The 12,855-nt window shown below is 39.2% G+C and carries 12 protein-coding genes; 10 read left to right on the forward strand and 2 right to left on the reverse strand.

Features of this window, described 5'->3' with window-relative positions; genetic code table 11:
• The first annotated feature begins 45 nt into the window (after positions 1–45).
• A complete protein-coding gene (locus F7731_RS05805) occupies positions 46–687 on the forward strand; it encodes a phosphatase PAP2 family protein (protein WP_151533826.1) in 642 nt (213 codons plus the stop codon).
• Between the two features lie 335 nt (positions 688–1,022).
• On the opposite strand, the gene F7731_RS05810 is transcribed toward F7731_RS05805, so the two are convergent.
• A complete protein-coding gene (locus tag F7731_RS05810) occupies positions 1,023–1,520 on the reverse strand; it encodes an antibiotic biosynthesis monooxygenase family protein (protein WP_151533827.1) in 498 nt (165 codons plus the stop codon).
• A gap of 194 nt (positions 1,521–1,714) precedes the next feature.
• On the opposite strand from F7731_RS05810, the gene hemE reads away from it, so the two are divergent.
• From hemE to F7731_RS05835, 5 genes are all read left to right on the forward strand, one after another.
• On the forward strand, positions 1,715–2,761 hold the full coding sequence (gene hemE, locus F7731_RS05815) for a uroporphyrinogen decarboxylase (RefSeq protein WP_151533828.1): 1,047 nt from the start codon (positions 1,715–1,717) through the stop codon (positions 2,759–2,761).
• A gap of 46 nt (positions 2,762–2,807) precedes the next feature.
• Positions 2,808–3,737, forward strand: a complete 930-nt coding sequence (hemH, locus tag F7731_RS05820) for a ferrochelatase (RefSeq protein ID WP_151533829.1) — start codon at positions 2,808–2,810, stop codon at positions 3,735–3,737.
• Positions 3,738–3,766: 29 nt separating this feature from the next.
• A complete protein-coding gene (gene hemY, locus F7731_RS05825) occupies positions 3,767–5,185 on the forward strand; it encodes a protoporphyrinogen oxidase (protein ID WP_151533830.1) in 1,419 nt (472 codons plus the stop codon).
• A gap of 123 nt (positions 5,186–5,308) precedes the next feature.
• A complete protein-coding gene (locus F7731_RS05830) occupies positions 5,309–5,884 on the forward strand; it encodes a TetR/AcrR family transcriptional regulator (protein ID WP_151533831.1) in 576 nt (191 codons plus the stop codon).
• A 68-nt stretch (positions 5,885–5,952) separates the two neighbouring features.
• A complete protein-coding gene (locus F7731_RS05835; protein ID WP_151533832.1) occupies positions 5,953–8,112 on the forward strand; it encodes a YhgE/Pip domain-containing protein in 2,160 nt (719 codons plus the stop codon).
• A 75-nt stretch (positions 8,113–8,187) separates the two neighbouring features.
• On the opposite strand, the gene yhfH is transcribed toward F7731_RS05835, so the two are convergent.
• On the reverse strand, positions 8,188–8,322 hold the full coding sequence (yhfH, locus tag F7731_RS05840; protein WP_151533833.1) for a protein YhfH: 135 nt from the start codon (positions 8,320–8,322) through the stop codon (positions 8,188–8,190).
• 248 nt (positions 8,323–8,570) lie between these two features.
• On the opposite strand from yhfH, the gene F7731_RS05845 reads away from it, so the two are divergent.
• From F7731_RS05845 to F7731_RS05860, 4 genes are all read left to right on the forward strand, one after another.
• Positions 8,571–9,305: an MBL fold metallo-hydrolase gene (locus F7731_RS05845; protein ID WP_151533834.1), complete on the forward strand. Its 735-nt coding sequence runs from the start codon at positions 8,571–8,573 to the stop codon at positions 9,303–9,305.
• A gap of 12 nt (positions 9,306–9,317) precedes the next feature.
• Positions 9,318–10,304 carry a lipoate--protein ligase gene (gene lplA / locus F7731_RS05850; protein WP_151533835.1) on the forward strand — a complete coding sequence of 329 codons (987 nt, stop codon included), beginning with the start codon at positions 9,318–9,320 and terminating at the stop codon, positions 10,302–10,304.
• 235 nt (positions 10,305–10,539) lie between these two features.
• A complete protein-coding gene (locus tag F7731_RS05855) occupies positions 10,540–11,316 on the forward strand; it encodes an enoyl-CoA hydratase-related protein (RefSeq protein WP_151533836.1) in 777 nt (258 codons plus the stop codon).
• A gap of 281 nt (positions 11,317–11,597) precedes the next feature.
• The gene (locus tag F7731_RS05860; protein ID WP_151533837.1) at positions 11,598–12,620 is read left to right on the forward strand and encodes an ABC transporter substrate-binding protein; all 1,023 of its coding nucleotides are present in this window, start codon (positions 11,598–11,600) and stop codon (positions 12,618–12,620) included.
• Positions 12,621–12,855: the final 235 nt, after the last annotated feature.

Here is a 12,855-nt window from a genome sequence, read left to right on the forward strand (position 1 = left end):
AATTGATGTAAAATAGGAAAAATGAAGAAATGAGGTTTAATGAAAATGGATTGGAGTAAGTCTAAAGCTGCTTATATATTTGTCCTATTAGCGGCGTGTTTATTTATCTATTTTTTCATAGTCGTTAAGAGAGGAGAGCCTTTACAATTTGACAGCAATGTTAGTCATTTTATTACGAGTGTATTTACTGAAGGCTCTTATCCATTTTTTAAATTGTTAAATAGAATTGGTTCGACAATTGGAATTGGGATGATCTCTTTAATCGTCATTGCTGGATTATGGGGGAAAAAGAGAGACTATGCAGGGATGGCTGTGTTCGTCCTAGGGATTGCAATTGGCAATCTGTTAAATATGTGGATAAAGGATTATATAGCAAGGCCCCGTCCGGAGCTCGAACATCTTGTTCACGTAAAAAGCTTCAGCTTCCCGAGCGGTCATGCGATGATGGGCATGATCCTTTATGTATTCATCGCCTATTTTATAATGAGTGCTTTGCAATCGAAAGGATTGAAATGGCTCGTTGCCATTGCAGCTGGAATTTTCATTCTATTAATGGGAATCAGCCGCATTGTTCTGCACGTCCATTATCCATCAGATGTGGCAGCTGGCTTTGCATTAGGCTTCTTTTGGGTATTCTTTTGCATCACTTGCTATGAAACGACAAAGGAAAGATTAAATAGAACGTAATAGTACTCTTGTATGAAAAATCAATTAGTTAATACATAAAAGTAAGCTGTCAGACAAATGGGTAAACCAAAAGTCGGACAGCTTTGTTTTTATTAATGTCTAGCTCCACAAGGAATGCTTCGGCAGCATAATCATCGCACGAGTAAAAGCGCTAGCTTTTAGGAGGAGCGCCTACCCCCTCGAGGTCACAAGCCAATCCTCCCAGAAAGGTAAAGCTCACCTTTTCGAGAGGCTCGTCTTGTGCTTGTCGGGGGTGAGCACTTAGGAAAGCCCCTTAGAATAATCTTCGCAGGAACAATCTGCACTTTGATTGTTCCGAAGGCGCTTCCGCTTTTCTATTCTTCAGCTATATAATATTTACTTACATAAGCTGAGCCCATAAACATTTTTGTTTGCGTTGAAATAGCTTTCGTATCTTGAAAGAATGATTGATATACTTGTGATTTTTCCCAGCCAATATAAGATTTTTCATCGATCCACAAGGTGAGAACGACATACATATTTGATTTTATTGGACGCAGCACTCTTAAAGCTGTGAAGCCTTGGAATGACTGAAGCTGTTTCGCATTATTTTTGAAACGATATTCAAAAGTTGGTTTGTCATCATCTGTTACGGGAATATGATGCAATGCGACAAAACCGGTATTTTCCAAATTGCCTATGCTTTCAATGACCTCGTAACGGCGCGGTGCACTAAATAAGGTTTTTTTGAAGGTTTCGTGTATAAGTACAGCTCCTTCATTATTTTGCATAAGCAGCATCTTTTCTTTCGGATATTTATCTTTTAATTTTTGCAAAAAGTCAAATGTGCCGTTTGTCATGTAAATATACATTCCATCACCTCTTTTTACTTTTTGAAAAAAGCTTAGCAAATTCGTCAAATTTTCGACATTTCCTATAGTTAACTATACAACAGCAGTAGAAAGGGATACAGTAAGTATGGATGAAAAGTTACCAGAATTTTTCTTATTATAATATATATATTACAATAGAATTCAGATAGTCTTTGAAAGGGGATTTTATTCACATGGAAAGAAAATTTAATGATACATTTTTACGAGCAGCTCGAGGGGAGAAAACAGAGCACGTTCCTGTTTGGTATATGCGTCAAGCAGGACGGTCTCAGCCAGAATATAGAGCAATTAAAGAAAAGTACTCCTTATTTGAAATTACTCATCAGCCGGAGCTATGTGCTTATGTAACAAAATTGCCGGTTGATCAATATAACAATGATGCAGCTATTTTATATAAAGATATTATGTCACCGCTTCCAGCTCTTGGGGTAGATGTGGAAATCAAGTCTGGAGTAGGTCCGGTCATTGCAAATCCGATCCGTTCGAAAGCAGATGTTGACCGACTTGGTGAAATCCATCCAGAAGAAGATGTACCTTACGTATTAGATACGATTAAAATTCTTACTCAAGAACAATTAAATGTGCCATTAATTGGATTTGCTGGTGCGCCATTTACTCTTGCCAGCTATATGATTGAAGGCGGTCCTTCTAAAAATTACAATAAAACGAAAGCCTTCATGTATGCCGAGCCAGAAGCTTGGAATGCCTTAATGGACAAACTTACTGAAATGACGATTACATATGTGAAATCCCAAATTAAAGCAGGGGCAAAAGCCGTGCAAATTTTTGACTCTTGGGTTGGTGCTTTAAATGTGGCGGATTATCGCCAGTTCATTAAACCGACGATGAACAAAATATTCTCAAGTTTAAGAGAAGAGAATGTACCGCTTATTATGTTCGGTGTTGGTGCGAGCCATCTTGCAATGGAATGGCATGACCTTCCATTAGACGTTGTAGGTCTTGACTGGAGACTTTCAATCCAAGAAGCGAGAGAAAGAGGCATTACAAAAGCGGTTCAAGGAAATCTTGATCCAGCGATTTTGCTTGCTCCATGGGAAGTAATTGAAGAAAGAGCGAAAGCGATTTTAGATCAAGGTATGGCTCAACCAGGATTTATCTTTAATCTTGGACATGGCGTATTCCCAGAAGTAAAACCAGAAACATTAAAGAAATTAACAGCTTTTGTTCATGAATACTCCGCTTCTAAATTAAGTAAATAAAGGTACATTACTCATACATGTATTAGATTTTTCAAGAGGTGATTGAATGACCAGGAAGAAAATGGGCTTACTTGTTATGGCGTACGGAACTCCATACAAGGAAGAGGATTTAGAGCGTTACTATACGCATATCCGTAGAGGAAGGAAGCCCTCCCAGGAGATGCTTGATGAACTGCGAGGGAGATATGAAGCGATTGGGGGCATTTCCCCGCTTGCAAAAATTACGGTGGATCAAGGGAAAGCTCTTGAAGCGCATTTAAATAAAGTTCAGGATGAATATGAATTTCAAATGTATCTTGGATTAAAGCATATTGAGCCATTTGTTGAAGACGCTGTGAAACAAATGAATGAAGACGGCATTCAAGAAGCTGTCAGCATTGTCCTTGCCCCTCATTTTTCTACGTTTAGCGTGAAGTCATACAATGGCAGAGCGAAGGAAGAAGCGGAGAAGCTGGGCGGACCAATCATTCATTCCGTCGAAAGCTGGTATGATGAGCCAAAATTCATCCAATATTGGGCGGACCGTGTGAAGCAAATTTTTGAAGGCATGTCATCAGAGGAAAAAGCAAAGGCTGTCTTAATTGTCTCAGCTCATAGTCTGCCGGAAAAAATTCTGCAAATGGGCGATCCTTATCCAAAGCAGCTTCAGGAGACTGCTGATCTTATTGCAGCACAAGCTGGAGTGGAAAACTATGCAGTTGGATGGCAAAGTGCCGGAAATACGCCAGAGCCGTGGTTAGGGCCAGATGTTCAAGATTTAACGAGAGAGCTTTATGAAAAGGAAGGTTATCAGGCATTTGTTTATACGCCTGTAGGCTTCGTTTCTGATCATCTTGAAGTTTTATATGACAATGATTACGAATGTAAAGTGGTTACGGATGAAATTGGTGCCAATTATTATCGCCCGGCTATGCCAAATGATCAGCCGGAATTTATTGAAGCAATGGCAGATGTGATTTTAAAGAAATTAAAATAAGCGAAACTAATGTAAAGAAGGGGAGAACCTTGTCGGCACAAAAGAAAAGTGTTGTCATTATCGGCGGTGGAATTACAGGCTTAACAGCTGCTTATTATTTGCAAAAGGAGGTACGTGAAAAAGGACTTCCTTTAGATGTCAAAATAATTGAAGCTACCCACCGGCTTGGAGGAAAAATGCAAACAGTTGTGCGCGGTGGCTTTGTCATTGAGCGCGGACCGGATTCATTCCTTGCCCGCAAGCAAAGTGCATCGCGACTTGCAAAGGAAGTAGGCATGGAGGATCAGCTTATTAGCAATACGGCTGGTAAATCATATGTATTAGTTAATGGGCGCCTCCATCCGATGCCTGGGGGATCGGTAATGGGAATTCCGACGCAAATGGCTCCTTTTGTGACGACAGGATTATTCTCTTTAACAGGGAAGGTTAGGGCAGCTTCAGACTTTATATTGCCGCGTTCGAATCCTGCGGAAGACCAGTCTTTAGGAAGGTTTTTTCGCAGAAGATTAGGGGACGAAGTAGTTGAAAATTTAATTGAACCTTTGCTTTCAGGTATTTATGCAGGTGATATTGATCGACTCAGTCTTATGTCAACCTTCCCGCAGTTTTATCAGGTTGAACAAAAATATAAAAGTTTAATATTGGGGATGAAGAAATTAACCCCGCCGGAGTCAAAAAGCAGGAAAGAAAAGAAAAAAGATAAAGGCATCTTTTTAACGATAAAATCAGGGCTGCAATCTTTTGTCGATGCCATTGAATCGAAATTAGAAAGGGATTCTGTCATAAAAGGCTGCAGAGTGGAAAATATACAAAAAGCGGAAGGGAAATATGTCATTGAGCTACATGGTCGGGAAGCGATCGCTGCCGACAGTATCATCATGACTGTCCCACATCATGTAACGCAATCGATCTTCTCTCAATATCAGTTTTTTAACTTGTTTAAGGAAATGCCATCGACTTCTGTGGCGACGATTGCCCTTTCTTTTCCAATAGAAGCGGTTGAAAAGATTGAAGGAACAGGTTTTGTTGTCTCAAGAAACAGTGATTACACAATTACGGCTTGTACATGGACACATAAAAAATGGCCACATTCCACTCCATCTGAAAAAGCTCTACTACGCTGCTATGTCGGCAGGGCGGGTGATGAAGCGGTCGTTGATTTATCAGATGATGAATTAGTTAAAGTAGTCCTAGAGGACCTGAACAAAACGATGAATATTACGATGGAGCCTGATTTTGCAGTTATTTCAAGATGGAAGGATTCAATGCCGCAATATACTGTCGGCCATAAAGAACGGATTGAAAAAGTGAAAGCACATCTGAAAGATGAGCTTCCCGGCGTATTTATTGCCGGCAGCTCCTTTGAAGGTTTAGGCATGCCTGATTGTATAGATCAAGGAGAAGCGGCCATTGATAAAGTTTTATCCTTTTTAGAATTGAAACAATAAGCATAAAGAATAAAAAGCTGGGCTTTGCCGGCTTTTTTTATTGATTTTTAATTGTCTATATGATATTTTATATTCGTACTAAATGACCGAATTGTTCGTTTGGTCATAATGTGAGGTGAAGAAATGGTGATAGACCGAAAGCAGCAGATTATTGAAGCCGCGACTCATTCTTTTTCTTTATTTGGCTATAAGGCGACAACGATGGATCAAGTAGCGAAAATTGCCAATGTAGGAAAGGGGACGATCTATACATTCTTTAAGAATAAAGAAGAATTATTCGATGAGATTATTCATTCCCTTATTAATGAAATGAAGCTGACGGCTGACGAAGTAATCGATCCATCTCTTTCTTTTCATGAAAATGTCCACCGTGTTCTTTATAAAATTTTGGAATTTCGCAGGAAGCATCAGCTGACGATTAAATTGATTCAAGAGGCAAGGGAGATGGGGACTCCAGCTGTCATGGAAGTAATGGAGAGATTAGAAGAGGCGATCATCCATTACTTAAAGGACAAAATTTCTCTTGCAGTTGAAAAAGGGAATATCCAGCCATGTGATCCTGAGTTGACTGCCTTTATTATGCTTAAGCTGTATTTTTCATTAGTTTTTGATTGGGAGAAACGACATAAGCCATTAGAGAAAGAAGAAATAGCCAGGATATTTGAACAATACATTTTTACAGGATTATCAAAAGGATAGTCCTTATTTTTTGGTGAATTATGACTAAATGAACGAAATGGTCAATATTTTTTTGGGGAGTGATAGTTTTGAAAAATAATCTAATTAAAAAGGAATTAATCGGCATTTTACGTAATAAAAAGCTACTTATTCCTATTATCGCGGTTATGCTTATTCCTGTCTTATATAGCGGAACGTTTCTTTGGGCGTTTTGGGATCCATATGGCCATCTCAATGATTTGCCTGTTGCGGTTGTAAATAATGACAAAGGAGCAGTCTTTGAGGGAAAAGACATTCGTCTTGGTGATGAGCTTGTTGCTAAATTAACCGATAGTCATGATTTTAACTACAAAATTCTTGATAAGGCACAGGCTTATCAAGATTTAAAGAATCAGAAGTATTATATGTTAATAGAAATACCAGAAGACTTCTCTACTAACTCAACAACCCTTCTCGATGAGAATCCGCAAAAGCTAAAGCTGATATTTGTACCAAATGAAGGCTTAAATTTTCTTTCTGCTCAAATAGGTAGTAAAGCAATGGAAAAAATTAAAGCTTCGGTTTCTGAAAAAGTCATCGAAACGTATTCTGAAACAATGTTTGACAAAATAAATGAGCTAGCTGATGGAATGGAGCACGCAAGTGATGGAGCGGCAAAAATCAGAGATGGTGCAGCAGAGCTTAAGAAAGGTTCTGCAACATTGCATGATAAGTTTTCATTGTTAGCGGAAAAATCAATTGAATTCAGCCAAGGAGTAGGGAAAGCCAATGCGGGCTCTAAACAGCTTGCTGAGGGTTCACAAACTCTTGCTGGCGGTTTAGAACAGTTGCAAGAGGGACATCAGCAATTAGAAACTGCGGCTAAGCATTTACAAGGCGGACATGAACAATTAGCTACTGGTATAAGTCAAACGAGGGAAGGATTACAAGCAGTGAATGAAAAGTTTCCTGCTATTGTTTCTGGGACTGAGCAAATTGAAACAGGTGCAAAAACACTATCTGCCTCTTTGCAACAATGGCAGTCACAAGCTGAACAAGTAAGTGATGGAGTAGACATTCTCCAGCAAAAGCTTCAAGGAGTCATTAGCCAGCTTCCAGAAAATTCTCCGCAAAGACTGGAGTTAGAAGGGGCTTTAAATCAGCTGAAAACGGGTACTACTCAGCTTGCTGGAGCAGCTGGAAAAATTTCTGCAGGCGGCTCAGAGCTAGCAGCTAATATTGGAAATTTAAATAGCGGTCAAAAACAGCTTCAGCAAGGAATAAACGAGCTGGCAAAAGGAAGCGTAAAGCTTGAAGCAGGGGCAAATGAGATAACAAAAGGTGAAATTGAGTTTCAAGCAGGAATGGAAACATTCGGCCAAAAGTTTGCTGAAGCGAGAGCAGGAGCTGTTGAGCTTGCGAATGGTGCCAATGTTTTAGCTGGCGGTTTAGGTCAATTGGAGAACGGATCAAGTGCGCTTAAAGAAGGGACAGATCTGTTGAAAGAAGGCGCAGGGAAACTTACAGAAGGGAATATAACCCTACTTGACGGAGCTTCTGAATTGGCTAGTAAGCTAAAAGATGGAGCCGATAAAGCATCTTCTGTCCACACAACCGACAAAACATATGAAATGATGGGCGGTCCTGTGAAAGTTAAGGATGAAAAGCTTAATAAAGTTCCTAATTATGGGACAGGAATTGCTCCATACTTCTTATCTTTAGGACTATTCGTTGGTGCCCTTTTATTATCGATTGTTTTCCCTTTACGTGAACCAGCAGATGTTCCACGCAATGGCGTTAGCTGGTTTGCAAGTAAATTCTTTACTTTAGCTGGAGTTGGTGTATTTCAAGCGTTAATAGCAGTCTTTATTTTGCTTGTCGGTTTGAAAATAGAAGTGCAAAGTGTGCCATTGTTCATCTTGTTTGCCATCATCACAAGTTTAACGTTTATTGCTTTAGTTCAATTTTTTGTTACACTTTTTGCAGATCCAGGACGCTTTATAGCGATTATTATTATGATTTTACAATTGACAACAAGTGCAGGAACCTTTCCGCTTGAATTGATACCAAAAGCTTTACAGCCAATTAATGCATTCCTGCCAATGACATACACTGTTTCAGGATTTAAGGCTATCATTTCAAGTGGTGATTTCAAGTTTATGTGGCATAATGCCGGGATATTAGGCATTTTTGTTCTCGTATTTACGACAGGAACCATTGTTTATTTCACAAGTATGTTTAAAAAGCGCTTTTCTGCTGTAACAGAATAGGATAATAAAATATTGGAACAAAAAAATAACCAGTCGTCGTTTAGACGGCTGGTTTTACTATTTTGATAGATTCATTTAAATGTCTTTTACACCTAAACAATGATCACATTTATTTCCATAACATTCATGCTGTTCAGCAATAGGCTTCTTACACTCAACACATTGTTTTGCCGGTAAATTTCTAAAAAAATCTAAAATGTTTTGGATCATTTTTTGAAGCCTCCTATTTTTTTGATTAGTTAGATTATTTGTTTTCATTGTATTATAACAGATGGTGTCTGTCAACAACTGTTTCAATACAAAATGAATAAAATGAAAAAATGGGCTTTTTCGGGTATATTAAAAATATTGGTAGGAATTATTTAGCTCCAGCGCCTAGCCATGATGTACAGGATGTACTAGTGTCGATAATGCGACTGGACAAGGCGCTTGCGCTTTTAGTTAAAGGAGGGATTTTTGTGAAATTCACAGTAATTGGCTACTGGGGCGGTTACCCGAAGGCGAATGAGGCAAGTTCGGGATACTTGTTGGAGCATAATGGATTCCATTTGCTAATCGATTGTGGTAGTGGTGTTCTTTCGAAGATGCAAAGCTTTTTTCAGCCAGAAGATCTTAACGGAGTGATTCTTTCACATTATCATCCTGATCATACAGCTGATATAGGTGTTTTACAGCACGCGAGGCTCATACAAGGATTCCTAGGAAAGGAAATGGACTGTCTTCCGATTTATGGCCATTCGCAAGATGAAGCAGAATTTGCAAAGCTATCATATAAAAACATTACAAAAGGGATAGCTTATGAGCCGGATCAAGCTTTAACAATTGGGCCTTTTACGGTACAATTTTTACTGACAGACCATCCTGTACCATGCTATGCAATGAGAATTGAAGCCGAAGGGAAATCAATTGTCTATACAGCTGATACATCCTATAAGGAAGAGCTTGTATCCTTTAGCAGCGGGGCAGATTTATTAGTATGTGAATGTAATTTTTATGGGAATCAGAATGGGAAGAATGCTGGACATATGACAAGCGTGGATGCAGGAACTTTAGCGAGTAAAGCGAATGTCCGTCAGCTCCTTCTCACCCATTTGCCTCATTTCGGCCAAATCGAACAACTGAAAGAAGAGGCAGCCACTAAATACAGCCGACTGATCTCCCTAGCTTCCTATCAATGGTCTGTAACATTATAAGGAGTGAATTTCGTGTTATTTATAGATAATAAAGGTATTACAGACCCAAGAATTAATCTTGCTATTGAAGAGTATGCATTAAAAAATTTAGATAAAGAACAAACGTATTTGCTATTTTACATAAATGAGCCGTCCATCATTATTGGAAAAAACCAAAATACAATTGAGGAAATTAATACAGAATATGTAGAAAACAAAGGGATCCATGTTGTCCGCCGATTATCTGGCGGCGGTGCGGTTTATCATGATTTAGGAAATTTAAACTTCAGCTTTATTACGAAAGATGATGGGGAGAGCTTTCATAATTTTCGTAAGTTCACAGAACCTGTTGTACATGCACTAAAAAAACTTGGGGTCAATGCTGATTTAAGCGGTCGAAATGATCTGACTGTTGAAGGCAGAAAAATTTCGGGGAATGCGCAATTCTCTACAAAGGGAAAAATGTTTAGCCATGGAACACTTCTATTGGATTCAGAAATTGATAGTGTCGTTTCCGCATTAAAGGTTAAAAAGGATAAGATCGAGTCGAAAGGAATTAAATCCATTCGCAGCCGAGTAGCAAATATTAGCGAGTTTTTAACAGAGAAAATCTCGATCGAAGAATTCCGTGAATTATTGCTAAAAAATATTTTTGGCGGGAAGGAAATACAAGAATATAAGTTGACTTCCGAGGATTGGGAGAAAATCCACCAGCTTTCAAAGGAAAGATATCAAAACTGGGATTGGAATTATGGCAAATCTCCTAAATTTAATTTACAGCACTCTCACCGCTTTCCGATTGGACAAATTGATGTCCGGCTTGAGGTTGAAAGCGGAATGATCAAGCACTGCAAAATCTTCGGTGACTTCTTCGGGGTAGGGGACGTTTCCGAGCTTGAAGGAAAACTAACTGGCCAGCGCTATGAAAAATCAGCTATTGAAAAGTCACTTGAAGATATTGAAATTAAATATTATTTCGGGAATATTACGAAAGACGAGTTTTTAAACTTAATCTACTAAGCTCATGAGCGTTTCTTACGGGAAACGCTTTTTTTATGGAAAAAGGTAAGGTCGGACAGAATTTGGTCAGAGTTCTGATGAAATGTCCGTTATCAAGGTCAGTGATGAATATATTAAGTAGTCTTATCGGAGAAGTAATGCTCTTTTCTTTTTTTATTTGAAAGGGTTTTCAAAGTTCCTAGCGAATTATTTAGAGTGTCTTAATGCTAGTTAATATCAAAATGAGGTGAGGCAAATGAGTACAATCGTTGTAGAGATAAAGGAGCATATTGCACTTATTACGCTCAATCGTCCAGATGCATTAAATGCCTTTAATTACGATACGTTAGCAGAGCTGCAAGCTGTTGTTGAGGGAATACGCACGAATCAAGACGTCCGAATTGTTATTTTTACCGGTTCAGGAGAAAAGGCTTTCAGTGTTGGGGCTGATTTAAAAGAACGAAAAACGCTGACTGAAACGGAGGTTCGCCGTAATATTTATAAAATTGGCGAAGTATTTTCCTTAATTGACCAGCTTCCACAGCCAACGATTGCAGCGATAAATGGTTTTGCTTTTGGAGGGGGCATGGAATTAGCGTTATCTTGTGATTTTCGAATAGCGGCAGCGGGAACATCCATGGGATTGACCGAAACGAGCCTAGCCATAATCCCAGGTGCCGGCGGAACACAAAGATTGCCAAGATTAATTGGCCAGGCAAAAGCAATGGAATTGATTTTAACGGCAAAACGGTTAAGCTCTGAGGAAGCGCTAGAATATGGACTAGTAAACAAGGTATCAGAAAAAGAAAATCTCTTAAATGTCTGTTTTGAACTAGCAGATCAAATGCTTGCAAACGGACCGCTAGCACTCCAGCAAGCAAAATTTGCTGTTAAACAGGGAATGAATGGTGATCTGCAGACAGGTTTGCAAATTGAAAGAAAAGCATACGAAGTCATTATTCCGACAGAGGATCGCGTCGAAGCCCTCGCAGCCTTTACTGAAAAAAGAAAACCAAATTTTAAAGGGAGATAAGAACATGGCTTTTGTGCTATGTTCTTTTCTATTGTCCAGCTCCAGCGCCTACCCCCTCGAGGTCACAAGTCAATTGTCCCAGAAAGGTAAAGTACACCTTTCCGAGCCAATCGTCTTGTGCTTGTCGGGGGTGACCAAGGCGCTTCCGCTTTTCTATTAATTTTTTGAAAATAGTAAAAAGTACTTGAATTATTACTATTAATAGAATTATAATTTAGTGAATAAAAGCGAAAAAGCATAAAAGCACCAAAGTGTTAAAACATAAGGGAGGAAAATAAATAATGTTAAAAAAGGTTAAATTACTCGCTGCGGCTAGTTTAGCAAGTATAGCATTACTAAGCGGATGCGGGAGCGATCAGACAAATACAGAGAGTAAAGGTTCTAATAAAGAAGCAGAGAAAACATATAAGATTGGAATTACGCAGTTTGCGGAGCATCCATCTTTGGATGCGGCGACAGAAGGATTTAAGAAAGCATTGGAGGATGAAGGCTTCAAAGATGGAGAGAACGCTGAATTCCTTATGCAAAATGCACAAGCAGATATGAATAATACGTTAACGATTGCTAATAATTTTGTAGGGGATAAAGTGGATTTAATTTTTGCTAATGCGACACCAAGTGCTGTCAGTGCATTAAATGCGACAAAGGAAATCCCAATTCTTTTCACTTCTGTTACTGATCCGGTTGGGGCAGGTTTAGTAAAAGCATTGGATCAGCCAGGAGATAATATTACAGGGACAACGGATAATCATCCAGATGGAACAGCAAAAACGGTTCAGTTTATGATTGAAGAAGTTGGTGCAAAAAACATCGGTGTCATCTTTAACTCAGGCGAGCAAAACTCTGAAGTGCAGGCAAAAGCTGTTCGAGAGCTTGCAGAAGGTTTTGGTGCGAAAGTTGTAGAAGCAACTGTTTCAACATCTGCTGAAGTAAAACAAGCTGCTGAATCTTTAGTTGGACGTGTCGATGCGATTTATGTACCGACTGATAATACTGTTGTTTCCGCATTGGAATCGGTTATTTCTGTAGCAAACAGCAAAAAAATTCCCCTTTTTGTAGGTGAGCTTGACTCTATGAAACGCGGGGCTGTAGCGGCAAGCGGATTTAATTATTTTGATCTTGGCTACCAAACTGGTAAAATGGCTGCGGAAATTTTGAAGGGAAATAAAAAAGCGTCAGAGCTACCAGTTGAACTGCCAAGCAGCTTAAAGCTAGTAATCAATAAAAAAGCAGCTGAAGAACAAGGCGTTGAAGTGAAGCAAGAGTGGGAAAAAATCGGTGAATTTTACGATGGTGAAAAATAAATAAATAAATAAATGTCTAGCTCAGCGCCTACCCCCGACGTACAGGACGTACTAGTGTCGACAATGCGACAGGACGTCGCGTTTTTGTCGACATCGAGGTCACAAGCCAATTATTCTAGAAAGGTAAAGAACACCTTTCTAAAAGGCTTGTCTTGTGCTTGTCGGGGGTGAGCACAAAGGAAAGCTTCTGCGATAAACATCGCAGGAACAATTGTCCTTTGATTGTTCCGAAGGC

This window comes from Cytobacillus depressus (assembly GCF_008923245.1).
Taxonomy (GTDB): Bacteria; Bacillota; Bacilli; order Bacillales; family Cytobacillaceae; genus Cytobacillus; species Cytobacillus depressus.

Bases quoted from the DNA above. Each gene is read 5' to 3' on its own strand.
- yhfH (WP_151533833.1), bottom strand. From the start codon at position 8,322: ATGATCCAAAACATTTTAGATTTTTTTAGAAATTTACCGGCAAAACAA.
- F7731_RS05860 (WP_151533837.1), top strand. From the start codon at position 11,598: ATGTTAAAAAAGGTTAAATTACTCGCTGCGGCTAGTTTAGCAAGTATA.
- hemE (WP_151533828.1), top strand. From the start codon at position 1,715: ATGGAAAGAAAATTTAATGATACATTTTTACGAGCAGCTCGAGGGGAG.
- F7731_RS05830 (WP_151533831.1), top strand. From the start codon at position 5,309: ATGGTGATAGACCGAAAGCAGCAGATTATTGAAGCCGCGACTCATTCT.
- F7731_RS05805 (WP_151533826.1), top strand. From the start codon at position 46: ATGGATTGGAGTAAGTCTAAAGCTGCTTATATATTTGTCCTATTAGCG.
- hemH (WP_151533829.1), top strand. From the start codon at position 2,808: ATGACCAGGAAGAAAATGGGCTTACTTGTTATGGCGTACGGAACTCCA.
- F7731_RS05810 (WP_151533827.1), bottom strand. From the start codon at position 1,520: ATGTATATTTACATGACAAACGGCACATTTGACTTTTTGCAAAAATTA.
- F7731_RS05855 (WP_151533836.1), top strand. From the start codon at position 10,540: ATGAGTACAATCGTTGTAGAGATAAAGGAGCATATTGCACTTATTACG.